The sequence below is a fragment of the Herbaspirillum sp. FG34 genome, from assembly GCF_057809315.1.
Window position 1 is genome coordinate 52,185 of sequence record NZ_JBMDJS010000005.1, and the last position, 26,048, is coordinate 78,232.

At 62.6% G+C, this 26,048-nt stretch carries 20 protein-coding genes; 10 read left to right on the plus strand and 10 right to left on the minus strand.

The genetic code is table 11. The features are described from left to right. Position 1 precedes the first annotated feature (1 nt). Complete coding sequence (locus tag ACODSZ_RS08180) at positions 2-952, minus strand: LysR family transcriptional regulator (protein ID WP_488927377.1); 951 nt, start codon at positions 950-952, stop codon at positions 2-4. 141 nt (positions 953-1,093) lie between these two features. Between ACODSZ_RS08180 and ACODSZ_RS08185 the strand changes: the two genes are divergently transcribed. After that, entirely contained in the window at positions 1,094-2,548 is a 1,455-nt protein-coding gene (locus ACODSZ_RS08185) for an MFS transporter (protein ID WP_175344268.1), read from the plus strand. A gap of 328 nt (positions 2,549-2,876) precedes the next feature. Further along, positions 2,877-4,523, plus strand: a complete 1,647-nt coding sequence (locus ACODSZ_RS08190) for a methyl-accepting chemotaxis protein (RefSeq protein WP_008325330.1) — start codon at positions 2,877-2,879, stop codon at positions 4,521-4,523. A gap of 39 nt (positions 4,524-4,562) precedes the next feature. Here ACODSZ_RS08190 and ACODSZ_RS08195 read toward each other — a convergent pair whose 3' ends face one another. From ACODSZ_RS08195 to ACODSZ_RS08220, 6 genes are all read right to left on the minus strand, one after another. After that, a complete protein-coding gene (locus tag ACODSZ_RS08195; RefSeq protein WP_008325332.1) occupies positions 4,563-5,900 on the minus strand; it encodes an ABC transporter ATP-binding protein in 1,338 nt (445 codons plus the stop codon). Positions 5,901-5,914: 14 nt separating this feature from the next. Next, on the minus strand, positions 5,915-7,660 hold the full coding sequence (locus ACODSZ_RS08200) for an ABC transporter permease (protein WP_488927460.1): 1,746 nt from the start codon (positions 7,658-7,660) through the stop codon (positions 5,915-5,917). Between the two features lie 359 nt (positions 7,661-8,019). Continuing rightward, positions 8,020-9,387, minus strand: a complete 1,368-nt coding sequence (locus ACODSZ_RS08205) for an MFS transporter (RefSeq protein ID WP_008325338.1) — start codon at positions 9,385-9,387, stop codon at positions 8,020-8,022. Positions 9,388-9,454: 67 nt separating this feature from the next. Beyond that, a complete protein-coding gene (locus ACODSZ_RS08210; RefSeq protein WP_008325340.1) occupies positions 9,455-9,682 on the minus strand; it encodes a DUF2783 domain-containing protein in 228 nt (75 codons plus the stop codon). 41 nt (positions 9,683-9,723) lie between these two features. Then, complete coding sequence (locus tag ACODSZ_RS08215; protein ID WP_488927378.1) at positions 9,724-11,469, minus strand: FAD-dependent oxidoreductase; 1,746 nt, start codon at positions 11,467-11,469, stop codon at positions 9,724-9,726. Between the two features lie 54 nt (positions 11,470-11,523). After that, a complete protein-coding gene (locus ACODSZ_RS08220; RefSeq protein ID WP_008325343.1) occupies positions 11,524-12,483 on the minus strand; it encodes an MBL fold metallo-hydrolase in 960 nt (319 codons plus the stop codon). Positions 12,484-12,822: 339 nt separating this feature from the next. Between ACODSZ_RS08220 and ACODSZ_RS08225 the strand changes: the two genes are divergently transcribed. From ACODSZ_RS08225 to ACODSZ_RS08235, 3 genes are all read left to right on the plus strand, one after another. After that, positions 12,823-13,623, plus strand: coding sequence for an IclR family transcriptional regulator (locus ACODSZ_RS08225; protein WP_488927379.1), 801 nt, complete (start codon positions 12,823-12,825; stop codon positions 13,621-13,623). Beyond that, positions 13,620-14,480 carry an IclR family transcriptional regulator gene (locus ACODSZ_RS08230; RefSeq protein ID WP_175344264.1) on the plus strand — a complete coding sequence of 287 codons (861 nt, stop codon included), beginning with the start codon at positions 13,620-13,622 and terminating at the stop codon, positions 14,478-14,480. The genes ACODSZ_RS08225 and ACODSZ_RS08230 overlap by 4 nt, the downstream gene beginning before the upstream one ends. A 348-nt stretch (positions 14,481-14,828) precedes the next feature. Next, on the plus strand, positions 14,829-16,784 hold the full coding sequence (locus ACODSZ_RS08235; protein ID WP_488927380.1) for a putative bifunctional diguanylate cyclase/phosphodiesterase: 1,956 nt from the start codon (positions 14,829-14,831) through the stop codon (positions 16,782-16,784). On the opposite strand, the gene ACODSZ_RS08240 is transcribed toward ACODSZ_RS08235, so the two are convergent. Further along, positions 16,772-17,269 carry a hypothetical protein gene (locus ACODSZ_RS08240; protein WP_488927381.1) on the minus strand — a complete coding sequence of 166 codons (498 nt, stop codon included), beginning with the start codon at positions 17,267-17,269 and terminating at the stop codon, positions 16,772-16,774. The genes ACODSZ_RS08235 and ACODSZ_RS08240 overlap by 13 nt on opposite strands. Before the next feature lie 32 nt (positions 17,270-17,301). Here ACODSZ_RS08240 and ACODSZ_RS08245 point away from each other — a divergent pair, with 32 nt between their 5' ends. Both ACODSZ_RS08245 and ACODSZ_RS08250 read left to right on the plus strand, forming a co-directional pair. Next, positions 17,302-18,879, plus strand: coding sequence for a methyl-accepting chemotaxis protein (locus tag ACODSZ_RS08245; protein WP_488927382.1), 1,578 nt, complete (start codon positions 17,302-17,304; stop codon positions 18,877-18,879). 3 nt (positions 18,880-18,882) lie between these two features. After that, entirely contained in the window at positions 18,883-20,688 is a 1,806-nt protein-coding gene (locus tag ACODSZ_RS08250) for a putative bifunctional diguanylate cyclase/phosphodiesterase (protein ID WP_175344261.1), read from the plus strand. 59 nt (positions 20,689-20,747) lie between these two features. Here ACODSZ_RS08250 and ACODSZ_RS08255 read toward each other — a convergent pair whose 3' ends face one another. Then, positions 20,748-21,500 (minus strand): GAF domain-containing protein, encoded by a 753-nt coding sequence (locus ACODSZ_RS08255; RefSeq protein ID WP_008325383.1) that lies wholly within the window; start codon positions 21,498-21,500, stop codon positions 20,748-20,750. A gap of 294 nt (positions 21,501-21,794) precedes the next feature. On the opposite strand from ACODSZ_RS08255, the gene ACODSZ_RS08260 reads away from it, so the two are divergent. The 3 genes from ACODSZ_RS08260 (at position 21,795) to ACODSZ_RS08270 (ending at position 24,442) form a co-directional block, all read left to right on the plus strand. Next, positions 21,795-22,127: a hypothetical protein gene (locus ACODSZ_RS08260; RefSeq protein ID WP_488927383.1), complete on the plus strand. Its 333-nt coding sequence runs from the start codon at positions 21,795-21,797 to the stop codon at positions 22,125-22,127. Between the two features lie 276 nt (positions 22,128-22,403). Beyond that, positions 22,404-23,387, plus strand: coding sequence for a DUF1852 domain-containing protein (locus tag ACODSZ_RS08265; RefSeq protein ID WP_488927384.1), 984 nt, complete (start codon positions 22,404-22,406; stop codon positions 23,385-23,387). 26 nt (positions 23,388-23,413) lie between these two features. Further along, on the plus strand, positions 23,414-24,442 hold the full coding sequence (locus ACODSZ_RS08270) for a methionine synthase (protein ID WP_175344259.1): 1,029 nt from the start codon (positions 23,414-23,416) through the stop codon (positions 24,440-24,442). Between the two features lie 292 nt (positions 24,443-24,734). On the opposite strand, the gene ACODSZ_RS08275 is transcribed toward ACODSZ_RS08270, so the two are convergent. After that, on the minus strand, positions 24,735-25,748 hold the full coding sequence (locus ACODSZ_RS08275) for an NADP-dependent oxidoreductase (protein WP_175344258.1): 1,014 nt from the start codon (positions 25,746-25,748) through the stop codon (positions 24,735-24,737). Between the last annotated feature and the right edge of the window lie 300 nt (positions 25,749-26,048).

Here is a 26,048-nt window from a genome sequence, read left to right on the forward strand (position 1 = left end):
TTCAGCCGGGACGGCCCTTGGGGCCGCGCTGCGCCAGCCCGGCGCAGACCGCGCGCACCTTGTCGCGCAGCCAGCGATGGGCCGGGTCCAGCTCTACGCGGGGATGCCACATCAGCGAGACGATGATGGGGGCGGTGGCCACCGGCAGTTCGAACAGATGGATGCCGGAGGCACTGCCATCCTTGCGCGGTGCCCCCGCCTGGGTCAGGAAGGAGTAGGGCACCATGGTCACCAGGTCGGAGCTACGCACCACCGCCAGCGCGCCCGGAAAGCTGGGCACGACTGCCACCACTTTGCGCACCAGGCCGCGCCCGGCCAGTGCGGCATCGATGGGGCCGTTGCGCTCGCCTCGTGGCGAGGCGCTCACATGCTCGTGGGCGCAATAGCGCTCGGCACTGACGCGGCGCAAGGCGGCCAATGGATGTCCGATGCGTACCGCACCCACGAAGCGATCACGAAACAGGGTTTGCAGACGCACCTCCGGTCCCATCTCGCTGGCCACGCCGATCTCGATGTCGGCACTGCCTTCGCGCAGCGGCAGCGGACTGCGCTCCACCTTGGGCGCGAAGCGCAGCCGCACCAGCGGGGCCTCTGCCGCCACGGCACTGATGAGTGCGGCACCGCAGGCTTCGATGAAGCCTTCATTGGCGCGCAGGGTGAAATCCCGCTCCAGCCGGGCCAGGTCCAGTTCCGGTACCGAGGGACGCAAGACCGATCGGGCTTCGTGCACCACATTGCGCACCCGTTCGCGCAGGGCTTCTGCGCAGGGAGTCAGCACCATCTGTCGTCCGGCCCGTACCAGCAACTGGTCGCCGGTGGCCTGGCGCAGGCGGGTCAGGGTGCGGCTCATGGCCGAGGCACTCAGGCCCAGGCGGCGCGCAGCCCCGGCCACGCTGGCTTCGGCGATGAGGGCATCGAGGGCGATCAGCAGGTTGAGGTCGGTATCGGACATGACGGCATCCTAGCATGCGGTAGCAGACATGATTGGAGGCATGGCGTTGCATGCAATGATCCAATGCAGGCCGTGCGTCTTCCGCCTTGTCTCGCGGCTGGCTATAGTGAAGACCTGATTCGATCTTCCCAAGCGATCTCCATGTCACTCTTTTCCGATCTGCCCGGCGACGAAGGCCTGCCGGGCGTACAGCGCCGCCGCGCCATGCTGGCCGTGATGACGGCCACCACCATGGCCGTCTTCGACGGCACCATCATCAACGTGGCCCTCCCGCAGATCAGCCAGGCCCTGCAGACCTCGGCCGCCGCCTCGGTATGGGTCGCCAATGCCTACCTGCTGGCTACGGCCATGACGCTGGCCGCCTTCGCCGCCTTGTCGTCGCGACTGGGCTTCCGCTCCCAGTTCACGGCGGGGCTGGCTGTCTTCACGCTGGCCTCGCTGGGCTGTGCATTGTCGCACTCGGTGGACCTGCTCATTGCCATGCGCGTGTTGCAGGGCCTGGGCGGTGCAGCCATGCTGAGCATTGCGCCGGCCATTCATCGCACCGTCTTTCCCAACCGCCTGCTGGGGCGCATCCTCGGCCTCAATGCCGTGCTGGTGGCGGCCAGTACCGCCATCGGTCCGGTACTGGGCGGCACCTTGCTGGCTGCGCTGGGCTGGGAATGGATCTTCCTCATCAACGTGCCGCTGGGCATCCTCGCCGTGCTGCTGTCGTGGAGCGCCATTCCGGAAACACGCAAGCCGGCGCAGGCGCCCTTCGACGTGGCCGGTGCGCTGTGGTCGGCGCTGGCCATGGGCGCCATCATCATGGCGGCCGATACCTGTGCGCGCTTTGCCGAACCGGGCCAGGGTACCCACGCCATGCTGGAGGCGGCAGCCTACGCCCTGGTGGCGCTGCTGGCCGGTACCGCCTTCGTGCGCGGCCAGCGCCGTGTACCGGAACCGCTGTTGCCGCTGGACATCTTTGCCAATGCACGTTTCTCGCTGGCCGCACTGACCTCGCTGGCGTCCTTCGTGGGGCAGGGCATCGCTTTCGTGGCCTTGCCCTTCCTGTTCCAGAACGGCTATGGATACACCGCCTTTGAATCGGCAGCACTGTTCACCCCGTGGCCGCTGGGTATCGTGCTGGTGGCGCCGCATGCAGGCAAGCTGGCCGACCGTCATTCTCCGGCCTTGCTGTCGAGCCTGGGCCTGGCGCTCTTTACGGTCGGGCTGGGCTTGCTGGCCTTGCTGCCCGATCACGCCCAGGCCTGGGACATTGGCTGGCGCGCACTGGTATGCGGCATGGGCTTCGGTTTCTTCCAGAGTCCCAACAACCGCGAGATGCTTTCCAATGTCGCCCGCGAACGCAGTGGCAATGCCTCGGGCGTGCTGGCCATCATGCGTACCTTCGGCCAGTGCCTGGGCGCGGCCATGCTGGGCACGATCCTGGCGATCTACACCGCCGGTGCGGTGGCCCAAGGTGAGCTCAAGATGAGTGCGACGCAGGATGGCGAGGCGATCCGTCTTGCCCTGTGGGTCGCGGTCCTGGCTACCGCGCTGGCTACGGCAGTGAGCGCCAGCCGCCTGCGTCGCAAGGCGCAATCGCCCGCCTGATCTGCATTTGCGAGCCACGGTGCAGAAAACGTCAAGGCCCCCGGAACTCGTTATTGACTGAAATGTACCTGAATTGGTAACTTTTTAGTGAGCCCTTAAATCCTCGTTGATTCTCGCTTTGTCCCGACAGGCGGGAGCATAGACTGCTTTTGCTTGCCGGTGTGCCGACTGCCACCCAGGGCGAATTACAAGCACAACAGCGTCCCGTTTCATCCTCCTCGCCCCACTCAAGCGTTCAGGTTTCGCAGTCCACCCTTGCAAGCTCCGTCCAACTCTCTCCGGCCTCATCCTGCATCGGCCGGGGGATACCACAAAAGGGGGCAATACCATGGGCAAGTTGAAAGTCGTGACCAGGCTGGCATTGGGCTTCGGCCTGATTCTCGTGTTTCTGTTGGGCATTTCCTTGCTGGGCATGGCGGGCATGTCGCGCATCAATGATGCCCTCAGCGACATCACCTCTGTCAACAATGCCGAAACCAGGCTGGTTGCCACCATGCGCAACGCACTGAGCCAGCGCGCCATCGCCATTCGCAACATTGCCCTGCTCGATGACCAGGAAGGCATGCGCGTAGAAGCGCAGACGCTGGCGCGCCAGGAAAAGATCTATGGCGATGCCTTGCTCGCGCTGGACAAGATGTTCAACACCGAAGCGGCCACCAGCGAGCGCGAGAAACAGTTGCTGGCCCAGATCAGGTCCGACGAGGCGGCCGCCGTGCCGTTGATGGCCAAGGCGCTGCAATTGGGGCTGGATAACCAGCCGGCCGATGCCGTCAAGGTGCTCATCACCGAAGTGCGGCCCAAGCAGCAGGCCTGGATCAAGTCGCTGACCGAACTGGCCGAATTCGAAGACCAGCTCAACGACGACGCTGCCGCCAGTGCCCGCAGCACCTATGCCTGGCTTCGTTCCATCATGCTCAGCGCGGTGGCGCTGGCCTTGCTCGCAGGCGTGGTCGCCTCGGCGATGATCGCGCGCAGCATCCTGCGCCAGTTGGGGGCCGAGCCATCGGAAGCGCAGGCCGTCGCGCGCGAGATTGCCTCGGGAGATCTTACGGCCACGGTGCGTCTGCGTGAGGGCGACGGCGCCAGCCTCATGGCGTCGATCGAGCAGATGCGTTATCAGTTGAACGTAATCGCACACGGCATCAAGTCGGCGGCCGAGACGATTTCGGTGGCCAGTGGCCAGATTGCCCAGGGCAATTTCGACCTCTCGCAACGTACGGAAGAACAAGCGGCCTCGCTGGAGGAAACCGCCGCCAGCATGGAAGAGCTGACCACCACCGTGCGCCAGAACACCAGCCATGCCAGCGAAGCCTTGCGCCTCTCGGGCGGTGCCGCGCAGACGGCCGCCAGCGGCAGCGAAGCCTTTGATCGCGTGGTCTCGACCATGGACAAGATTTCGGCCAGTTCCGGCAAGATGGCCGACATCATCGGCGTGATCGAAGGCATCGCCTTCCAGACCAATATCCTCGCCTTGAATGCGGCTGTGGAAGCGGCCCGCGCCGGCGAGCAGGGGCGCGGCTTTGCGGTGGTGGCCTCGGAGGTGCGCTCGCTGGCACAACGCAGCGCCGTGGCGTCCAAGGAGATCAAGGATCTGATCGGTGAATCGATGGCACACGTGGGGGCGGGCTCGCAACTGGTGGCCAGCGCCGGTCAGCAGATGAGCGGCATCGTGGCTTCGGTGCAGCGCTTCGGCGAGATCATGAACGAGATTTCCACTGCCACCCAGGAGCAGGGCAGCGGCATCGAGCAGATCAATACCGCCATCGTGCAGATGGATCAGGTGACCCAGCAGAATGCAGCGCTGGTGGAACAGGCCAGTGCGGCGGCGCAGTCGCTGTCGCAGCAGGCCTCGGGTTTGCTGAAGGTGGTGTCGGTCTTCAAGATCCGCCAGGATGCCTCGACCATGACCGACAACGCACCCGCAAGCCCGACGGCACCGGCCTTGCAGAGCGCGCCGCTGGCGGCCCTGCACTGAGACCGATACCGAGAGAGCGAAGCGGCAGGGGGACGGCACTCAGCCTTGGGGGCCGTCGTCCTCGTCCTCGTCCTTGGGCACGAACACCATGCCGCTCTTGGCGTTGTAATCCATGAGACCGGCATAGCGGCCCCAGGCGATCATGGTCTCGAAGGTCTTTTCAGGATTGTCATAGGGCAGGGCGCTGCCGATGTCCTTCAATACGCGCTCGGCCTCGATCTCCTCGGCCTCGCCCAGCACCGCCAGGATGATGTGGAAGATGCGCAGCTTGTAGACCTGCTCGGCAAAGATGGCGCGCTGTCCCTGGCGGTCGGCCGCCACGAAGCGGCGGCCGAGATCGGTCAGGTAGACCTCCTGCTTGGGGGTGTCCACCAGTTCCAGGATCTCTGCGGCCTTCACGGTAGCGATGGTCTCGCCGAATTCCTTGCCGATCTCGTCGGAGATGTCGTAGATGTTGTTCAACTCCGGTTCGTCGTTCAACAGGCTCATCAGGCCCAGGATCTGCCCCACCGGGATCAGCGGGATGGATTCCATGCGCTTGCGTCCGCGCGAGATCGGCTCACCCGGCACGTGCACTTCCGGCGGCAGGTCGGGCAGCGTCAGGGTGGTGATGGCTTCGTGGATGATGTTGACCAGACGTTGGAATTCCGGGCTCTTGGAGTCGCGCGGATAGGGTAGCGGGTTCTCCAGCACCAGACCCAGGCGACCCGGACGCGGGAACACCACGACGATGCGGGTGGCCATTTCCACCGCTTCCTCGATGTTGTGGGTAACCATGAAGATGGAGGTCAGGCCGCTGTCCGGTGCGCGCCACAGGCTGATGAGTTCCTGGCGCAGGTTTTCGGCGGTCAGCACGTCCAGGGCGCTGAAGGCTTCGTCCAGGCACAAGAGCTTGGGCTTGGAGACCAGCGCCCGTGCAATGCCCACGCGCTGGCGCATGCCGCCCGAGAGTTCGCGCGGATAGGCGCTATGGTAGTTGCCCAGGCCGATCAGTTCGATGGCGCGGTCGACCGCCGCGTCGCGTTCCTCGCGGGTCGGATTGTGCGACATCAGGCCTACGGCCACGTTCTGTTCCACGGTCAGCCAGGGATAGAGGGCGAAGGTCTGGAACACCACCGACGCATCACGATTGACACCATTGAGCTGTTTGCCGGCGGCCATGGTGTGGCCCGAGCTGGGTTCCACCAGGCCGGTCAGGCAGCGCAGGATGGTCGACTTGCCCGAGCCGGACTGGCCCAGCAGCGCCAGCAGTTCGCCTTCGTGGACGGCCAGGTCGATGTTGTCGAGCACCTTGAGCTCGTGGCCGCCGGCGGTATTGTAGGATTTGCTGACCGCGCACAGTTCGGCGACGGCAGGGCGTTGTTGCGAGGGTGTCATGGGTTGGCTCACGATCAATCGAGGCGGAAACGGCGTTCGGCGAAGGCATACAGGCGACGCCAGACAAACTTGTTCATCAGCACGACGAACATCGACATCACGCCGATGCTGGCGATGATGAGAGGCGTGTCACCGGACTTGGTGACTGCCGAAATATAGGCGCCCAGGCCATCGGCCTTGAGCGAGACATCCCCCCAACTGGCCAGCTCGGCCACGATGGAGGCGTTCCAGGCCCCTCCGGCGGCGGTACATGCACCGGTCACCCAGAACGGGAAGATGGCCGGCAGGATCAGCGTCTTCCACAGGTTCCAGCGTGACAGTCCGTACATGCGTGCGGCTTCCTTCAAGTCATTGGGAATGGCCATGGCGCCGGCAATCACGTTGAAGAGGATGTACCACTGCGTGCCCATGGCGATCAACAGGATGCTGCCCCAGTTCATGCTGACGTTGGCCGCGACGAACCAGCCCACCACCAGCGGGAAGGTCATGTTGACGGGGAAGGATGCGCCGATCTGCGCCAGCGGTTGCGCGAAGCGGGCGATGTGCGGCTTGGAGCCTATCCATACCCCCACCGGGGTCCAGATCAGGGTGGCGATGACGGTCATGGCCAGCACCCGCAGCATGGTCAGGAAGCCCAGCCAGACGATGTGACCGAACAGACTCCAGCTCATCGCGCCGTGCAGCGCATCGATGGCCGCGACCAGTCCGCGCAGGGCTTCGAAGATCAGCAGGCCGCAGATCGCGCCGGTCAACACGCGTTTGGTCCAGCGTTGGCGGGTGATGCGCGCCGGCGTGAGCGCTGCCGAGATGGCGGGACGATGACGCGCCAGCCAGTCACCCAGCGGCTGCCAGCATTTCTCATCGAGCCAGGTAAAGACGTAGGAACCGCGCAGCAGGTCATACACCCAAGAGGTCGGCGGCGAGCTCGATTCGGTCAGTTCGATCTTGAACTTGTCGGCCCAGGCCAGCAGTGGCCGCCACACCAGCTGGTCGCTCACCAGGATCAGCGCCAGCATGGCGATGACCGCCCACAGTGCTGCCGTATGGTCGCCCTGGGCGATGGACTGCGCCATGTAGGAACCCAGGCCGGGCAGCTTCAGGTCCTTGTTCATGACGCTGATGGCTTCGCTCTGCGCCACGAAGAACCAGCCGCCGCCGAAGGACATCATCGAGTTCCAGATCAGGCTGTGTGCCGATGCCGGCAGCTCCACGGTGCGAAAGCGCTGCCAGGCGGTCAGGCGATAGGTGGTAGCGGCTTCCTGCATGTCGGTCGGGATGGTGACCATGGAGTGATAGAAGCCGAAGGCCATGTTCCACACCTGGCCGGTGAAGATGGCGAAGATGGCCGCGCATTCCACGCCCATCAGGCTACCCGGGAACAGCGCCATGAAACCGGCCACGGTGGCCGAGAGGAAACCCAGCACCGGCACCGATTGCAGGATGTCCAGCGCAGGCAGGATGAGGGCGCGCGCACGGCGGCTCTTGGCGGCCAGGTAGCCGGTGCCGATGGCGAAGAAGAGCGAGAAAGCAAAGGCGATCCACATGCGCAGCAGGGTGCGGCCGGCGTAATAGGGGATCATGGCGGGCGAGCTGTCGACCTCCAGCTGGTCGGACGGGTCGAAGTGCACCAGCATGCCACGGCCGAAGTGCAGCGCGCTCCACAGCAGGCCGAACAGCACCGCCAGCACCAGCGCATCGATCCAGCCGAAGCCAGGCTTGACTTCTTCATAGGCCGTCAGTTGCGGCGAGGTGGTCTTCATTGTCATGGCGGCGAGGCTGGATGGCGGTGTTGGTGTTGGTCGCGGTGGTAGCGTTCGTGGCTGGGCAAGACGTGGTCAACGGCTTCAATCCGGTCGTGCGCGATCCCATGCCTGATGGATCAGTCGCCCCCCGGGACCGGCGGCGCCACTGTAGCAAGGAATTCTGACAGTTTCTTGACCACCTTCCCGGATGCCGACATTTGCTTGACTGCCTGACGCGACCGGGTGGACGCTTAACGCACGGACTGTCATCCCGGCTGACGCGAACCGTACGCGATCCGATTCGTCTCGCATGTCGATAGTAAAAAAGCCGCCCTGCTCTCGCAGGACGGCTTTTCTCCCCGGACCGCCGGATCGTTTCAGGCGCGATGCTGCGGCCCTTCCTGCGTCGCTCTGCGTGGAATCATCGTCCACATCGTCAAGCCACTGAGCAACAGCAATCCCGCCAGGATATACAGCGCGATATCGATATTGCCGGTGCGCGTCTTGACCAGACCGATCAGCCAGGGGCTGACGATGCCGCTGGTGATGCCCACGCTGGAGATGAAGGCGATGCCCGGTGCGATGGTCTGGCTCGGGAGCAGTCCGGGCGGCAGCGACCAGAAGATCGGCAGGGCCGCAAAGATCAGCACCGCCGCCATCGACAGCAGTCCCAGCGAGACCGCAAAGCTGGAAGGATGCAGGGTCAGCGCGGCCAGCGCCAGCGCACCGCCGGTGGTGCACACCAGGAAGTGGCCGTGACGCTCGTTGCGGCGGTCCGAGCGGCGCGCGATCAGGATCAGGCCGATGGCGCCGATGGCGTTGGGGATGACCGTATAGAGCGAGACCTCGACCACATCCTTGATGCCGAAGTCGCGAATCATCAGTGGCATCCAGAAGTTCAGCGTGAGCGAGCCGCAGGTCAGCGCAAAGTAGATGAAGGCGAACAGGTAGGTCTGAGGATGCGACAGCGCCTGCCTGAGCGCCATCAGCGAATGCGGTCTCACATGATGGGTACGCAGCGCTTCCTGGTTTTGGCGGGTCTGCAGGAAACCGGCTTCTTGCGGGGTCAGCCACCTGGCCTGTGCCGGTCCGTCGGGTAGCAGGAAAATCACCAGCAGGCCCAGCACCACCGCTGGTGCACCTTCGATGGCAAACATCCACTGCCAGCCATACAGACCCATCACGCCAGCCATGTCACGCATGATCCAGCCCGAGACCAGTCCGCCCAATACCCCCGCCACCGCCACCCCGGCAAAGAAGATCGCCATCACCGCCGCGCGGCGCTGCGCCGGAAACCAGTAGCTGAGATAGAGCACGATGCCGGGGAAGAAACCGGCTTCGAATACGCCCAGCAGGAAGCGCAGGATGTAGAAGTGCGTGGCATCGTTGACCGCCATCATGCCCACCGATGCCAGCCCCCACAGCACCATGATGCGGGAAAAGGTGCGGCGTGCGCCAAAACGTGCCAGCAGCATGTTGCTGGGCACTTCGCACAGGACGTAGCCGACATAGAACACGGCCGCGCCCAGACCATACATGGCGTCGCTGAAGCCGAGATCCTGCTTCATCTGCAACTGGGCGAAGCCGATGTTGATACGGTCCAGGAAGGACACTACGTAACAGATGAAGAGAAAGGGAATGATGCGCAGCCAGACCTTGCGATAAATCGCGTCTTCGGCCGCCACGCCCAGATCGAGCGCGGAAGGGGCGGCCAGCGTGCCGGCGCCCTGGGATGGGGTCATCATGAATGTCTCCGTTGGATAGGCGCCTGTGGCGGCGCTCTTGTGGATGTCGAGGAAGGATGGATATGACTCAGGCCGCTTCGGCCAGCGTCGCCGAGGCTGCCGGGGCCAGGCCGGCGCGGGCGCGCTGCATGGCCTCGATCAGCACGTCGTGGCCGCCGATGTGGTTGGCCAGCAGCAGGATCAGGCGGGCATTGAGGTCCTGGCTGGCGGCATCGTCCAGGCCGCGATGGATTTCGATGAGGGCTTCGTAGAAGTCATCGGGGTGCGTCAGATTGGGCGCGGTGTTGAGGCTCATGGTGTCTCCTTGTTGAAGGGGCGGGTGGTTTTGCGATGGGTTCAGGCGGCATCCAGTTCGGCCGTGGACAGGGTGTCGTGGCTGTGGCCGGTGGCGCGCTGCAGGGCGTGTTCCAGCGCCGACGCGTCTATCCCGCGCCAGCGGGCGCAGACGTGCTGGTCCGGACGGATCAGATAGCAGGTGTGCGGCTGGCCGTCATAGCGTTGTGCCACCAGGCCCTCGATGTCCTCCACCTGGACGGCGTCGGGGCCCAGGGTTGCCAGCACGGCACGGTCGGCGGCGGTGGTCGCGACGCCGCTGACAAACAGCAGGCGTAGCGGCACCCCGTTGTCGCTCAGTCGGGCCAGTGCCGGCAGCAGGACGGCGGGCAGGGCGGCTGCCGGGGCGAAGATCATGGCCACGAACTGGTCGCCCAGATGGGGTAGCAGCCAGCCCGGCATGGTGTCCATCGAGACAGGGGCATCGGTACAGGGGGCCCCGGCCTGCATGGCACCCTGGAAAGGGGCACTGTCGCGGGTGCTCAAGGAGGAGTCGTGCAGGGTGGCGGGCAGTGACAGGCGGCCACTGTTGACCAGTCTGCGTGCGAATACATGCTCACGCGCCAGCCCCAGCACGGCATCGCGGAAGCGGCGGCTGACGGCGCTCTTGGGCGTGATGAAGTCGGTGGAGCGGGTGGAGTTGAGCAGGTTCTCGTCAGCGGCGTATTGGCGCTCGCTGGCGTAGCTGTCCAGCAGGCTTTCGGGCGCCTTGCCCTGCAGGACGAAGGCCAGCTTCCAGGCCAGGTTCTCGGCATCCTGCACGCCGCTGTTGGCACCGCGCGCACCGAAGGGCGAGACGCAGTGCGCGGCGTCGCCCACGAACAGGACGCGGCCATGACGGAAGCTGTCCATGCGCACACAGGAAAAGGTATAGACGCTCACCCATTCCAGGGTGAATTGCGCCTGCTTGCCCAGCAGCGCCTGTACGCGCGGGATCACGCGTTCGGGCGTTCTCTCCAGGACCGGATCGGCGTCCCAGCCGAGCTGGAAATCGATGCGCCAGACATCATCGGGCTGGCGATGCAGCAGCACCGACTGGTTGGGATGGAAGGGCGGATCGAACCAGAACCAGCGTTCCGCCGGGAAGGGCGCTTCCATCTTGACGTCGGCGATGAGGAAGCGGTCGCGGAAGGTGTGGCCCACACTTTCCAGTCCCATCATCCGGCGCAAGGGGCTGCGCGAGCCATCGGCTGCCACCACGTAGCGCGCCTTGAGCTGGTAGCTGTCCTCCGGGGTTTCTACCGTCAGCACTTCGTGGTCGGCGTGATGCGCGATGGCGCTGACCCGGCTCTTCCAGCGCAGCTCGATGAGGTCATGGCTGCGCGCCTGTTCCAGCAGGTAGCCTTCCACGTAGTACTGCTGCAGGTTGATGAAGGCCGGCCGCGCGTGGCCACTTTCGGGCTGCAGGTCGAATTCGTAGATGGCCTCCTCGCGCAGGAACACCTTGCCGCGATGCCACCCCACGCCCTTGTCCATCATGCGCTGGCCGCAACCGATGCGGTCGAAGATGTCCAGCGTGCGCTTGGCAAAGCAGATCGCCCGCGAGCCGGTGGAGAGCGTATCGTCGTCATCGACCAGCACGACGCGAATGCCCTGCCGGGCGAGGTCGATGGCGGTCACCAGCCCGACCGGGCCGGCGCCGACGACGACCACCGGATGCACGGCGGCGCCGGCGGGTCTGGTTTGCTCCGGGCAGGGCTGGTAGCTGAAACGTTGCTGCTGATAATCAATGGCTGGGCTGGGGTTCATGGCCGGTCTCCTCGCTGTTCTTTTCTCTTCTGACTGCGGGCGCTTGCGGTGCGCTCAGGCTTGCAGTGCGGCCCACATTTCCTTGTCGCGTTCTGCCGTCCAGATGCGCGGATGGGTGATGCCGGAGGCCTCGTCATAGGCCCGCGTGACATCGAAGGGCAGGCAGTGTTCATAGATGAAGACCTGGCCGAACCTGGGATCCATCAACTTGCGGGTGTGCGCCATGGCCTCCTTGAGCCCCATCTTGCCGGCCACGGCTTCGCGCCCCGCGCGCAGCAGGGTGGAGACGAAATCCCTGGTATAGGCGATGGCCTGCGTGACCTGCTCGCGCCCTTGCAGCGCCGGCCCGCGGCCGGGGACCAGGGCTTCCGGTTGCAGGGCCGCCAGGGCATCGAGCGTGGCCGGCCAGGGTTCCAGCTGGGCATCGCCGCAGTAGCAGGCGGCGTCGTATTCCACCAGATCGCCCGAGAACAGCACCTTCTGACCGGGGATCCACACCACCGTATCGCCCTTGGTGTGACCAGGGCCGAGATGGGCGATCTTCACTTCCAGCTGACCCATGAAGATCGTCATTTCCTTCTCGAAGACCATGGTCGGCCAGGTCAGGCCGGGCACCGTTTCCACCCCGGCGAACAGGCGCGGGAAGCGCTCGATCTCGGACTTCATGTCGGCCTCGCCACGCTCGACGATCATCTCGTAGGTACCGCGACTGGCGATGACCTGCTCGCCGCCTTCCTTGAAATAGGCCGAGGCGCCCAGCACGCGCACGGCGTGGTAGTGCGTCAGCACCACGTACTTGATGGGCAGGTCGGTCACGCTGCGGATGCGCGCGATCAGGTCCTGCGCCATGGCCGGGGTGGCGGTGGTGTCGATGACCATCACGCTGTCGTCGCCGATGATGACGCCGGAGTTGGGATCGCCCTCGGCGGTGTACGCGTAGGCGTTTTCCGAGATGCGTTCAAAGGTGATCTTCTTGGCGTCGAGATCCGCCTGGGATGCAAAAGCCTTGGCCATGTCTGCCTCGTTCTGGTTCGTTGGGTGGGGACGCGGCTGGACATGGCGTGTGCCATCGGGGGAGTCTCCGTCCAACCCGTCTTGGATCAATGCGGGTCAAATCTTGTTGTTGTTGCCTGCGACAAGCAGGTTGATCGCATCTTAGTCAGCGCGTTTTGATTAGTCAATAGCAAATACGCTTGTCAGAGGTTAATTGACGTTTTCTGCACCATGACGTGGAGGATGTCTTGCCGGACGGGAGTTGGATTAGAATCCAGGGTCTCGTATCGCAGGGCAGCCGGACGCGCAGCAATGCTTGCCGCTGCCATTGCCCGTCATCAGAAACCTTGGAATCATCGGATGAGCGCATCCCCCGTCAAGACACAACGCGGCATCCAGAGCGTGGAAGTGGCCGGGCGCCTGTTGCAGGCGCTGGCCCAGGCGCGCCAGCCATTGCCGCTGGTGGCGCTGGCGGCTGCGGCCGAATTGTCCTCGGCGCAAGCCCATACCTACCTGGTGAGTCTGCTCAGGCTGGGCCTGATCAAACGCACCCCCGGCGAGGGCTACTATGAATCCGGCCCGCTGGCCCTGCGTTTGGGCATGGCGCGGCTGGCCCGGGAACCGGCCTATCGCCAGGCCTTGCCGCAGGTCCGTCAACTGAGCCAGGAGACCGCCCTGAGCGTGGCGGTCACCCTGCCCACGCCGGCCGGCCCGACCATCGTGCATTACGCCCATGCCGGCAAGCCACTGCACGTGAACCTGCATGTGGGCACCGTCATGGCCCTCTCGGAAACCGCCACCGGACGCACCTACTGCGCCTTTACCCCACATGCCGACTGGCAGGCTCTGTGGGAGGCGCAGCATCCCGCCCAGCCGAAGGGCCGGCTCAAGCATGTCCAGCAAGAACTCGATGCCATCCGCAAGCGCGGCATGGAGCGCGCGGTCGACCTGCCCAGTCCGGGCGTGAGCAGTCTGTGCATGCCCTTGCTGGATGCACGGCAGCAGTTGCTGCTGCTGGTGACCGTGATCGGGCCCAGTGGTGTCATCGATACCGGCTGGCGCGGCGTGGTGGCGCGCCAGTTGCGCAGCTGCATCGAGGCCATCGCGGCCACGCTGGCGGCTGCAGAACAGACCGACGAGGAAGGGGAGTTTGTCCCATGAAGAGTACGCCGCACGCCTTGACCACGGTGGAGGGCGATCAGGAAGGTGAGCGCAGTCAGCGCGGTATCCAGTCGCTCGACAGCACCGGCGCCCTGCTCGATGCCTTGCTGGAAGCCGGACGGCCGCTCCCGCTGGGCGACCTGGCCAGACTGGCCGGGATGCCGGCAGCCAAGGCCTTTCCGCACCTGGTGAGTCTGCAGAAGATCGGTTTGCTGGCGCGCGATGCCCAGGGTAGTTTCTTCCCCGGTACGCTTTCGCTGGAACTGGGGCTGGCGGCCCTGCAGCGACTCTCGCCCCTGCGTGAGGCTGAGGCCGAGGTGGCTCCGCTGGCCCAGGCCACGGGCCTTTCGGTGGCGCTGGCCGTGGTCGGGCCGCTGGGCCCGACGGTAGTGCGGTTGGAGGAATCTTCGCGACCGCAGCACGTAAGCCTGCGCATCGGTACGGTGCTGTCGATGGTACATACCGCCATTGGACGTGTGTGTGCCGCACACCTGCCATCAGACATGCTGGCCGGTGCGCTGGCCATGGATGCGATCCGCATGGAAGGCGCCCATCCCGACAGCGTCTGCCATGCCGATGGCAACCTGCGCCACGACTACGCCGAACGGCTGCGCCAGATCCGCCTGCAGGCCATGGACCAGGCGCTGGGGCGACCGGTGCCGGGGATCCATACCCTGGCTGCGCCGGTATTCAATCACGCCGGACAACTGGCGCTGGTGATGGCCGTCATGGGCAGCAGCGGCAGCTTTGATACGGCCATCGAGGGTGAGGTGGCACAGCTGCTGCGGGCGGCAGCCCATACCGTGTCATGGCGCCTGGGCGCCTTCGAACAGGCTGCGCCGATGGCAGCCGAATAGATGTTCAGATCTTCTATATTGTTTATATAATTTATATTATTTATTGTTTTTTCAATCGTACATGGTGCTGCTCTGCAGGATCTGCTGGACGCGCCGCGCCAGCGTATCCATCTTGAACGGCTTGGTCAGCAGCTGCATGCCGCAGGGAAAGTTGCCATTGCTCAATGCTGGATACGCAGCGTCGCGCCATTACCCGGAAAGCGGGTTTACATCGGGCTTTTCCTGAGTTTGCAGCAGCCCCGGCGCCCCTATAATCAATGCCCGGATGACAAATGGTTGCTTGGCTGATGCCCGGCCCTCATGACGCCCTGGTCGCGGCGTACAAGTTGAAAAGGCATAGAGCAAAGGATGTCTGCTTCCTCATTGATGAACATGGTGCGCGCCTACTGGCGTGTCCATTATGATCAGCCCGAGCTGCTGATTGCGCAGTACCGCGCGTTCTCCGGCAAGATGCCGATGATGTATCTGATCCTGCTGATCAACAGCTGGGCGCTGGCGCATACCTACTACCCGCTGGCCCCGCACTGGCTGACGCTGTATTTCCCGGCCGCGCTGACGGTCCTGTGCGTGACGCGCTTGAGTTTCTGGTGGCGCGGGCGCCACGTGGACCCGACCCCCGGCATGGCTGCCAGGGCGCTCAAGCGTACCAATTTCCTGGCAGCACCCATTGCGCTCAGTTTCTCGCTGTGGTCGGTGCTGATGTTTCCTTATGGCGACAGTTATGCCCAGGCCCATGTGGCGTTCTACATGGGCATCACCGTCATCTGCTGCATCTTCTGCCTGATGTATCTGCGCTCGGCGGCACTGTCGGTTGCGTTGATCGTCAATGGCATCTTCACGGTCTTCTTCCTCGGCACGCATATTCCGACCTTCGTGGCCGCGGCCATGAACGTGGTACTGGTGACCATCGGCATGCTGGCCATCGTCAACAGCCATTACAACGATTTCACCCGGCTCATTGATGCGCAGGTCAGGACGGCGCTCCTGGGCAATGAGAACCTGCGTCTGGCCAACCTCGATTCGCTCACGCAGATTCCCAATCGCCGCAAGTTCTTCGCCCAGCTCAACGAGATATGTACGCGTGCCACCGCCAACGGGCAGCGCTTTGCCGTCGCCATTCTTGACCTCGATGGTTTCAAGGCCGTCAATGATCTGTATGGTCATACCCACGGTGACCAGCTGCTGGTGGAAGTGGGCCAGCGTCTGACAGCAGTGTGCCTGGACGAGCGCTTCCACCTGGCGCGCCTGGGTGGCGACGAGTTTGCCATCATCATCGACGCCGGCCTAAGCGATGAGGCCCTGACCGGTTTCGGGGATCGCATCTGCGCTGCGCTGCGCCGCCCCTTCGTGCTCTACAAGGCGACGGTGCAAATCGCTGCCTCGGTGGGCGTGGCCACCTTCCCCGACATGGCGGTTGATGCCAGTTCGCTCTATGAACATGCCGACTATGCGCTGTATCAGGGCAAGCGCGAACGGCGCGGTACCGTCACGCTCTTTTCGGAGAAGGACAAGGCGCAGATCCAGCGCAATGCCAACATCGAGCAGGCCTTGCGGCTGGCCGACTTTGATCGCGAACTGTCGGTATTCTTCCAGCCCATCGTAAGTCTGGAGGATGGCCGACCGATCGCCTTCGAAGCCCTGGCGCGCTGGCACAGCGCGGTCAAGGGCGTGGTGGCGCCGGTCGAATTCATTCCCGCTGCCGAGCGCATGGGCATCATCAACCCGTTGAGCGTGATCCTGCTGAAGAAAGCCCTGCAGGCCGCAGTCACCTGGCCGTCCGCGATCCGCCTGTCGTTCAATCTCTCGGCCAACGACATCAACACCAGCGAAGGCATGGAACAGATCGTGCAGGTGATCGCCAGCTCGGGGTTTTGTCCTGCGCGGCTGGATCTGGAAATCACCGAGACGGCCGTGTTGCAGGATCTGGAGAAATCACGCCAGCTGCTCAGTGCCGTGCGCAAGCTCGGCTGCGGTATCACGCTCGATGACTTCGGAACCGGTTATGCCAGCCTGAGCCACCTGCATGCCTTGCCGCTGACGCGTATCAAGATCGACAAGAGTTTCGTCGCCGACATCGAACACAACGAGGTCAGCCACAAGATCGTGAAGTCATTGCTGGCGCTCACGCATGACATGCAGCTGACCTGCGTGGTGGAGGGCGTGGAAACATCCGCGCATCTGCAGAGCCTGCGCGAGCTCGGTGCGCTCTATGGCCAGGGCTACCTGTTCTCGGTACCGCTGGCGGCCGGCCAGGTCCAGCCCTGGATCGAGAACCGGTCGGCTGCCACACCTCAGCGTAGCTGACGCGCTGCGTTGGGGCCGTCTCGGCATGGTCCTTGTCGAATCGGCGCGCCATTATCACGCATCGCCTGCCCCTGGACCAAGCGGCCGAAGGCTATCGGATCTTCAACGAGAAGCGCGAGAATTGTCGCAAGGTGGTGCTCACTACGTGACGCGCTGACATTCTTCTCCCCATGTAAGCGATCGCTTGGCCGGTCGCTTTTTTTCTGCATTGCTGAGCGGTTCGCTCTCCACGGATGCCCGCTGCCGTCCAGCCTTTCTGTTTTCCCCCACCTGGCCCTTCTGCGCTGATGCCACAGATGCTCGAGCGCCAGCGATCTGCCAACTACTCGCATTGGCGTCATCAGCATGTCATAACGTGATGGAAACGAGACACGTCCGCAAGTTTCATTTGCTGGTAAGACCTTTGTGTGAGTAAATACTGCAAAAATTATGAAATATGCGAATAAAACATCGCGATGTTTCGTGATTATTTGCATATTTTTCATATTTTTATCGCAAACGTGATCCGGGAAAGTGAATGAAGGCCTTGTCAAACATGAAGATCGGCGTGAAGCTGAGCTTGGGGTTCGCCAGTCTGCTGGTGATGATGCTCGTACTGGTCGGGGTGGCCATGGTGGGGATCAATGCCTTGCGCGCCTCGATCGCGCGTGCCAATGAAGAACAGAACGAAAGTCTGAAACCGCTCTACGAGGCGCGCGAAGCGCTGGATCAGACCGGTCTGGCCGCACGCAATGCGTACGTCTTCCTGAGCGACGCCGATGCGCAATCCGAACTGAAGATCCTCGACCAGCAGAAGGCGCTCTATCTCAAGCTGTTGCAGAAGCTGGAACCGCGCCTGGCCGGCCTCCCGCAGTTCGCCATCGTGCGCACCGGCTTGCTGCAGATGGCTGATGAACTCAAGCGTCCGCGTCAATATCGCGAGAGCGGGGCGATGGAGGCGTATCGCGATTTCCTGGTCAATGATTGCAGTCCCTTGCGGCGCAAGATCGTGGGTGACATCAACCTGCTCATCGAGCAGATCGATGCACAAAGTACGGCAGCAGGCGCGCAGGTCGAGCGCTCGGCGACCGACGCTCTGCGTTTCATCGCCATGCTGGCGGCGGTGGCGATCCTGATTGCGGTGGGGGTGGCCTTCACCATCACCCGCGGACTGTTGCGTCAGCTCGGCGGTGAACCGGCCTATGCGATGGCCATCGCGCAACGCATTGCGCATGGCGACCTGGCCGTGGAGGTCGTCACCCGAACCAACGACCGGAGCAGCCTGCTGCATGCGCTGGGCATAATGCGCGACAGCCTGGCTGCCATCGTCGGCCAGGTACGTCAGGGAACCGATGCGATCGAACGTGCGGCCACTGAAATCGCCTCGGGCAACACGGACCTCTCCGGCCGCACGGAACGTCAGGCCAGCTCGCTGGAGGAAACCGCCAGCGCCATGGAGCAGATCACCTCGGCCGTGCGACAGAGTGCGGCCAACGCGGTACAGGCCAATGAACTGGCGGCCTCGGCCTCGGATATCGCGGTCAGGGGCGGCGACATGATGGGCAATGTCGTGGCGACGATGGAAGACATCCATCAATCCTCGGTCAAGATCGTGGATATCATCAGCGTGATTGATGGCATCGCTTTCCAGACCAACATCCTGGCGCTCAATGCCGCCGTCGAGGCGGCTCGGGCGGGCGAGGGCGGACGCGGCTTTGCGGTGGTGGCCTCGGAGGTGCGTACCCTGGCCCAGCGCAGCGCCTCGGCGGCCAAGGAAATCAAGGAACTGATCGGCGCCTCGGTGGCCAAGGTCGATAGTGGCAGCGACCAGGTCAAGGATGCCGGCCGGACCATGGAAGAGATCGTCGCCAGCGTGCGCAAGGTGACTGAGGTGATCGCCGAGATCAGTCTGTCCAGCCGCGAACAGAGCGAGGGTATCGAGCAGGTCAACGATGCCATCGGTCACATGGATGAAGCGACCCAGCAGAATTCGGCACTGGTGGAACAGGCCGCTGCGGCAGCAGAGGCGCTGACCTCGCAGGCCGGTGCCCTGGCGCGCCTGGTTTCCACCTTCAAGCTGGCGCCGAGCGGGCGTACGGCGCTCGTGGCGGGTTGATTCGTGCTTCTTGAAAATACCGGCCACGCCTACTGTGCAGCCCCGGCCGCCTTGCCGGACGATGAAGATGCACGCCTGGCGGCGTTGCAGGGATATTGCGTACTCGATACGCTGCCCGACAAGTCCTGTGACCAGATCACCGAACTGGCGCGCACGCTCTTTGGCGTGGAGATCGCCCTGATCTCGCTGGTGGATGAGGACAGGCAGTGGTTCAAGTCCCGTGCTGGTCTGTCGGCGCAGGAGACTCCGCGCTCGATGTCCTTCTGCGCCCATGCCATTCTGGCGCGCGGCAGCCTGGTAGTGCTCGATACGCATCAGGATGGGCGCTTTCGCAACAACCCGCTGGTGACTGCTGCACCGCGCATCCGCTTCTACGCAGGCGCGCTGCTGAGATCGTCGCAAGGTCATGCGCTGGGTACGCTCTGTCTGATCGATCCGCGTCCCCGCGAGCACTTCGGGCCGGCCGAGATGGCCAGGCTGGAGCAACTGGCCTGCATGGTCATGGAGCGGCTCGAACAGCTGCGCAACCGGGGCTATACCGACCATGTGACGGGTTTGCCCAATCGCGCCCGGCTCATGGAAGTGCTGCGCGCACGGGCGCATGTAAAGGGCGATACCGGCTTGCCGTGCGCAGCGCTGGGCGTGGACATCTGTTCACGTGAATATCTGTTCGACATGGTCAAGGCACTCGGCTGGGATTATGCCGAGTCCTTCCTGGTACAGGTCAGTCGTGCCTTGTGCGAAGCGCTGGACTACCAGCCGGTCTATCGTGTGACCACGACCACCTTCGTCTTCCTCCACGAAGGAACTGCCGCGCAGCGACAAGAGCACATCGCCAACGTGCGTCAACAGTTCGTCCAGGCGCTGGAAATCCACGGCATTCCGCATCAGCTCGACATCGCCATCGGCGTACTGCCGGCGGTGGATGACATTGCCGGCAGCGACGTCGTACGCTCGCTGCTGACCGTCATCGACGTGGGTCGCGAGGAGGGCGTCTGTCCGCGCCAGTTCGAATCGGTACATGCGGAAAACCAGCGCAATGCGTTCTGGTTGCTGTCGGCGCTGCCGATGGCCTTCAACTCTTCCGATGAACTGAGCCTGCATTACCAGCCCAAGGTGCGCTTGCGCGACAGCAGTTGCGTGGGGGTGGAAGCACTGATCCGCTGGCATCACCCTGTCCTGGGCAACATCTCGCCCGCGATCTTCATCGCGCTGGCCGAGAAGACGGCGCAAATTCGCCAGATCACGGCCTGGGTCGTGCGCCATGCGGTGGTGCAGGCGGCCGCCTGGCATGCGCGCGGCCATCGGGTGCCCATTGCCATCAATACCTCGGCGCGCGATTTCGAGTCCGACGACATCCTGCGCCTGCTGGCCGCCCAGCTGAAGCAGCATGCGGTCCCGCCGGGTCTGATTGAAATCGAATTCACCGAAAGCGCCATGGCCAGCAATCCTGCAGTGGTGCGCCAGCGCGTGCAGGCCATCCGCGAGCTGGGCGTGAAGGTGGCCATCGATGACTTCGGCAGCGGCTTCAGCAATCTGTCCTACCTGAAGAGCATTCCGGCTGACATCATGAAGATCGATCGTTCCTTCATCAGCAGACTGGTCGAAAACGAGGCCGATCAGGTGATCGTGCCTTCCATCATCCATCTGGCCCATCAGCTGGGGTTCAGCGTCGTGGCCGAAGGTGTGGAGAGCGAGCAAACCGCCAGGATCCTGCATCACCTGGGCTGTGACTTCGCCCAGGGCTATGCGATTGCGCGACCGATGCCGGCAGAGGAACTGGAGGAGTGGCTGGGGATGGTGCGATGAGCAGCGGCTGCTTCTTGAGCTTGCGCGTAAGCGCCTGCACGCTGCTCAGGGTGGAGAAGTCACTGGCGCTTCGATTCCAGCAGTTGCAGCGACAGGATGTCGGTCGCCAGGGCCGCGAGTTCTTCCAGTGCCTGTCGTTCGTGGGCGCGCAAGATGCGCGGTTCGGTGTCGATCACGCACAGCGAGCCAAAGGCACGATCCTGGTACATCAGGCGGATGCCGGCATAGAAGCGGATGAAGGGTACGCCCGTGACCATCGGGTTATTGACGAAGCGGGGATCCTTGGTGGCATCGGAGACGGTGAAGATTTCCTCCTGCATCACGGCGTAATTGCAGAAGGCCCACGAGCGCGGCGTGGAGCTGATGTTCAGGCCATGTGCCGCACGGAAGATCTGCAGCTCCGAGGTCAGGAAAGTGACCAGGGCAATGGGTACATCCAGCAGTTCGCTGGCGAGCCATGTCAGGCGATGAAAGCGGGCCTCGGAATGTGTGTCTTCCATTGTCTGTTCAACAAAGCGCGCACGTTCTGGCTCGTTCGGGCTGACCGGATAAGGAACCTCGATCTGTGGCCCAGCGTGACCGGCAGTGGGCTCGGGTTGTTTCACTTCACGATGGCCAAGCAAGGTCATGACCGAGCTCAGCCGGGTGCGCCGATGGCCGCCCGGCGTTTTCCAGGAGGCCAGCATGCCGCTCTCCATCCACATCTGGGCGGTCGTGATCGAGACCCCCAGCAGTCTGGCAGCTTCTCGCGAAGTCATCGCCGGGTCCCCGGGGGGCATCTCGTTGTCATCAGATGGTACTGCACGACCCATTTGATTGATCCTTGTAAAAGTATAGCTGTGCGGTGAGTGAATTTGTATATTTCACATATTTAATATTTTTCGCATGGCAGAAATGCAACGAATCGTAGATTCTTTAATATCTTTCACTTTCCGGAGCATATGCTGTGGGCAAAATATGAAATAAACAAAGCTTCATACTGTAGTCAGGGGAGCTTACGTGTTCCTTGTCATTACCGGATTCTCGCTCTGCGGGAATGCGTGGATGTGCGCCATCTTGCAGGGATGTCCTTGCCAAGCGGGCATTGTAGTGCGCATTGCGAAAAGATGTCGGACAAGCGCCCGCGTTTTGTCCGGAAGCTGACCTGCGTCAAGCCTTGGGGGCCGGCAGGCTGGTTGGAGCGGGGAAGGGAGGGCAACGCTGTGGAAGAAACGGGAGAAGCCATGGGGGTGCAAGAGCAGCCCTCCTCGATTTCTCATGAGATGAAAATCCGAATCGGGGGTACCACCTATCTGATCGAAAGCCGCGCCTCGGGCGGGCCTGACGAACATCGGCTGTATGCCTATCGCGTCTGGTGCGATGGCGAATTGGTGAAGGATTGGACCGAGGGCAACATGGCCGACTTTTTCGGCAAGCTGCCCCCGGCTCACGTGCAATAGAACGCAACTGCTCCGGCGCATCCTCCGCGCCGGAACGCTGTCCCGCCTTCTCATCCCCCCGAGAAGGCGTTTGCCCTGCTCCGCGAGGAGCGGGGCTTTTTTTCGCCCGCGCCCCGGGCCGGGAATGGAAATGTATGAGCCAATCTCATTGGTCAATGAGATCAAATCATTTTTATTCATGGATTGGGCAGCATAGAATTCGCCCGGTACATTGACCGCATCGAGTCCGCCGCGCTGTCGGCAGACACGACTTCAGCACAGGGGCGCAGAAACATCATGAGCAAGGACTTCGCATTTGCCATCAAGAGCATTTGTTTCGACGAGGATTATCATCCCGCCGACAACACGCGCATCACCACCAACTTCGCCAACCTGGCCAGGGGCGCGCAGCGTCAGGAGAACCTGCGCAACACCTTCCGCATGATCAACAACCGTTTCAATGCACTGGCCCACTGGGATAATCCCAAGGCCGACCGTTATGCCGTGGCATTGGAGATCATCTCGGTGGAAATGGGCCTGGCAGGACAGGATACCGGCCAGGCACTGCCATTGATCGAGGTGCTCAAGACCAACATCCTCGATCACCGGACCGGTGAACGCATCGAAGGGATCGTTGGCAACAATTTTTCTTCTTACGTGCGCGACTACGATTTCAGCGTCGTCTTGCTGGAGCACACGAAGCAGCAGCCAAGCTTCAGCGTGCCGGAGAATTTCGGCGAACTGCATGGCAGGCTGTTCAAACAATTCGTCCAATCGGAGGCCTACCGGGCGCACTTCAGCAAGCCGCCCGTGATCTGCCTGAGCGTGGCCAGCAGCAAGACCTATCACCGTACCGAAAATGTGCATCCGGTACTGGGCGTGGAGTATCTCCAGAACGAAAGCTCACTGACCGATGCCTACTTCGCCAAGATGGGCCTGAAGGTCCGCTACTTCATGCCGCCCGACAGTGCCGCTCCGCTGGCCTTCTACTTCAGCGGCGACCTCCTGCGCGACTACTCGAATCTGGAGCTGATCGGCACCATCAGCACGATGGAGACCTTCCAGAAGATCTATCGCCCCGAAATCTACAACGCCAATTCCGCCGCCGGAAAGACCTACCGCCCCAGTCTGCAGCATGAGGACTATTCCCTCACGCGCATCGTCTATGACCGCCAGGAGCGCAGTCGTCTGGCGCTCCAGCAGGGACGCTTTGCCGAGGAGCACTTCATCAAGCCGTATCGCAGCGTGCTCGAACAGTGGTCGTCTGCTTGCACCCATTGATCTCTCCACCCACAAGGTTCTCCATCGTGAAAAAACTATTGCCCACCTCCACCGCCGGCAGCCTGCCCAAGCCCGTCTGGCTTGCCGAGCCCGAGACCCTCTGGTCCCCCTGGAAGCTGCAGGGGGATGAACTGCTGGAAGCCAAGCGCGATGCGTTGCGCCTGTCGTTGCAGCAACAGCGAAGGGCGGGTATCGATATCGTCAGTGATGGCGAGCAGACGCGCCAGCATTTCGTGACCACCTTCATCGAGCATCTTGACGGGGTGGATTTTGCCAGGCGCGAGACGGTGCGCATCCGCAATCGCTACGATGCCAGCGTGCCGACGGTGGTCGGTGCGGTCTCGCGCCAGAAGCCGGTGTTCGTCGACGATGCGCGCTTCCTGCGCAGCCAGACCCGGCAGCCGATCAAGTGGGCCCTGCCCGGACCGATGACCATGATTGACACCCTCTACGACAGCCACTACAAGAGTCGCGAGAAGCTGGCTTGGGAATTCGCCACGATCCTCAACCAGGAAGCGCGCGAATTGGAGGCGGCGGGAGTGGACATCATCCAGTTCGATGAACCGGCCTTCAATGTCTTCTTCGATGAGGTCAACGACTGGGGCGTGGCCACGCTGGAGCGGGCCATTGAGGGGCTCAAGTGCGAGACCGCCGTGCACATCTGCTATGGCTACGGCATCAAGGCCAACACGGACTGGAAGAAGACACTGGGTTCGCAGTGGCGACAGTATGAGGAGACCTTCCCCAAATTGCAGGCATCGGGCATCGACATCGTCTCTTTGGAATGCCACAACGCGCGCGTTCCCATGGATCTGATCGAACTCATTGCCGGCAAGAAGGTGATGGTGGGAGCCATCGATGTGGCCAATCACACCATCGAAACGCCTGAGGAAGTCGCGGCCACCCTGCGCCAGGCATTGCAGTTCGTGGCGGCGGACAAGCTCTATCCCTGTACCAATTGCGGGATGGCGCCGCTGCCCAGGGAGGTAGCGGCCGGCAAGCTCGATGCCTTGTGCGCGGGGGCGGAGATTGTGCGCCGGGAGCTGGGGGCTTGATCATCTTGCCCACGCTCTGAACGTCGACGCAGGCATTCGTCGTGACCACGATTTGCAACAGCGGTGAAGCACCGACGATCATCGACTGTCTGCAGTACCCCCCAGCCACGAGCAGTTGGTCAAGCTGATCCGGGATGCCGGTCTCGCGGTGCGCGAAGCCCTGCGTCAAAAGGCAGGTCCCTGACGGATTGCTATGGCGAGCCAAGAGAATGCGCCGCGGACCTGTCCGGGCGCATGAATCAGACTGTCCTGTAGCAGTGGGGGCACGCTGCCATGCAGAAAGGCAGTGCGTTCAGATCGTCGTATCTTTCAGCTCGATGACGACCTTGCCTTTTGCACGGCCTGTTTCCAGATATTCCAGTCCAAGCTTTGCATTCTCAAATGAGAAAATCCTGTCAATGACGGGACGAATCTGTCCACTCTCGAGCATGGAGCCGATGATTGCCAGATGCTCCCCGTTCGGTTGAACAAACAGGAACGAGTAGTGCGTATCCTGTTGTTTGGCCAGGCGGATTATTCTTCTGCTCAACAAGCTGAAGACGATTCTCATCAGTAGATTCATGCCTCTCCGAGAAGCAAATGCTCCATCGGGCGGGCCGATCAATGAAACGATCTTGCTCTTCGGCTTGAGTATGCGTAGCGCTTTCTCCAATGCGTCGCCTCGAACGGTGCCGAGCACGGTGTCATAGCCCTGCATGACATCCTCGAAATTCTGTTTCTTATAGTCCACGACTTCGTCTGCACCGAGAGTACGTACCCACTCCATATTGCTCGTACTCGTGGTCGTGCCGACAGTGGCCCCCAGTCGCTGGGCGAGCTGAATGGCAAAGGTTCCAATGCCCCCCGAGCCGGCTGGTATGAAAACCTTGTGGCCTGCTCGGGTCTGCGCACGTACGACCAGGGCCTGCCACGAAGTCAGTCCCACCATCGGAACCGAGGCTGCCTCGGCAAAACTCAAGTTGTCGGGCTTCAGGGCGGCTGCAAACTCAGGCACGGCGGCGTATTCGGCCAGACTGCCTTTGCCCAGATCGAAAATGCTCGCAAAGACTTTGTCGCCCGCTTTGAAGCGCGTTACCTTGCTGCCGACCTCGACGACAACGCCGGCCAGGTCACTTCCCAGCGTTGCCGGCATGTTGAACTTCAGGATAGGCTTGAATATGCCCTTGGGGATCATGTAGTCGATTGGATTCAATCCTGCCGCATGGATCTCGACGAGAATTTCATCGGGAGCAATGACAGGTTTGGAGATGTCCTCGAACATTACATTTTGCAGGCTGCCATAACGCTTCAGAATGAGTGCTTTCATACTTCCTTCTTTTTTCTGTTGAGGGGACTCGGCGCCCGAGCGAGCAGCAGGCCTAGAGAATCATCAAAAGGGCCCGCATCTCAAACGCATTCATCGTTGCGAACTTGTCGGTTGCAGCGGTATCCGGGTTCTTCACGAGTTGCGTTGCGCTCCGAGACTGGCCTGCAGCGACGGCAGTCCGCCCTGATTTCAGCACGTCCGGATGTCCTGGTTCGCTTGGACCCGGCCGTGCTCCGTTACGATTTCTCAACACCATGGTGATAAGCCTTGTACGTGGAGCATCCGTGTGCAATGAGGATG

Bases quoted from the DNA above. Each gene is read 5' to 3' on its own strand.
- ACODSZ_RS08180 (WP_488927377.1), bottom strand. From the start codon at position 952: ATGTCCGATACCGACCTCAACCTGCTGATCGCCCTCGATGCCCTCATC.
- ACODSZ_RS08185 (WP_175344268.1), top strand. From the start codon at position 1,094: ATGTCACTCTTTTCCGATCTGCCCGGCGACGAAGGCCTGCCGGGCGTA.
- ACODSZ_RS08190 (WP_008325330.1), top strand. From the start codon at position 2,877: ATGGGCAAGTTGAAAGTCGTGACCAGGCTGGCATTGGGCTTCGGCCTG.
- ACODSZ_RS08195 (WP_008325332.1), bottom strand. From the start codon at position 5,900: ATGACACCCTCGCAACAACGCCCTGCCGTCGCCGAACTGTGCGCGGTC.
- ACODSZ_RS08200 (WP_488927460.1), bottom strand. From the start codon at position 7,660: ATGAAGACCACCTCGCCGCAACTGACGGCCTATGAAGAAGTCAAGCCT.
- ACODSZ_RS08205 (WP_008325338.1), bottom strand. From the start codon at position 9,387: ATGATGACCCCATCCCAGGGCGCCGGCACGCTGGCCGCCCCTTCCGCG.
- ACODSZ_RS08210 (WP_008325340.1), bottom strand. From the start codon at position 9,682: ATGAGCCTCAACACCGCGCCCAATCTGACGCACCCCGATGACTTCTAC.
- ACODSZ_RS08215 (WP_488927378.1), bottom strand. From the start codon at position 11,469: ATGAACCCCAGCCCAGCCATTGATTATCAGCAGCAACGTTTCAGCTAC.
- ACODSZ_RS08220 (WP_008325343.1), bottom strand. From the start codon at position 12,483: ATGGCCAAGGCTTTTGCATCCCAGGCGGATCTCGACGCCAAGAAGATC.
- ACODSZ_RS08225 (WP_488927379.1), top strand. From the start codon at position 12,823: ATGAGCGCATCCCCCGTCAAGACACAACGCGGCATCCAGAGCGTGGAA.
- ACODSZ_RS08230 (WP_175344264.1), top strand. From the start codon at position 13,620: ATGAAGAGTACGCCGCACGCCTTGACCACGGTGGAGGGCGATCAGGAA.
- ACODSZ_RS08235 (WP_488927380.1), top strand. From the start codon at position 14,829: ATGTCTGCTTCCTCATTGATGAACATGGTGCGCGCCTACTGGCGTGTC.
- ACODSZ_RS08240 (WP_488927381.1), bottom strand. From the start codon at position 17,269: ATGAAAAATATGCAAATAATCACGAAACATCGCGATGTTTTATTCGCA.
- ACODSZ_RS08245 (WP_488927382.1), top strand. From the start codon at position 17,302: ATGAAGGCCTTGTCAAACATGAAGATCGGCGTGAAGCTGAGCTTGGGG.
- ACODSZ_RS08255 (WP_008325383.1), bottom strand. From the start codon at position 21,500: ATGGGTCGTGCAGTACCATCTGATGACAACGAGATGCCCCCCGGGGAC.
- ACODSZ_RS08260 (WP_488927383.1), top strand. From the start codon at position 21,795: ATGTCGGACAAGCGCCCGCGTTTTGTCCGGAAGCTGACCTGCGTCAAG.
- ACODSZ_RS08265 (WP_488927384.1), top strand. From the start codon at position 22,404: ATGAGCAAGGACTTCGCATTTGCCATCAAGAGCATTTGTTTCGACGAG.
- ACODSZ_RS08275 (WP_175344258.1), bottom strand. From the start codon at position 25,748: ATGAAAGCACTCATTCTGAAGCGTTATGGCAGCCTGCAAAATGTAATG.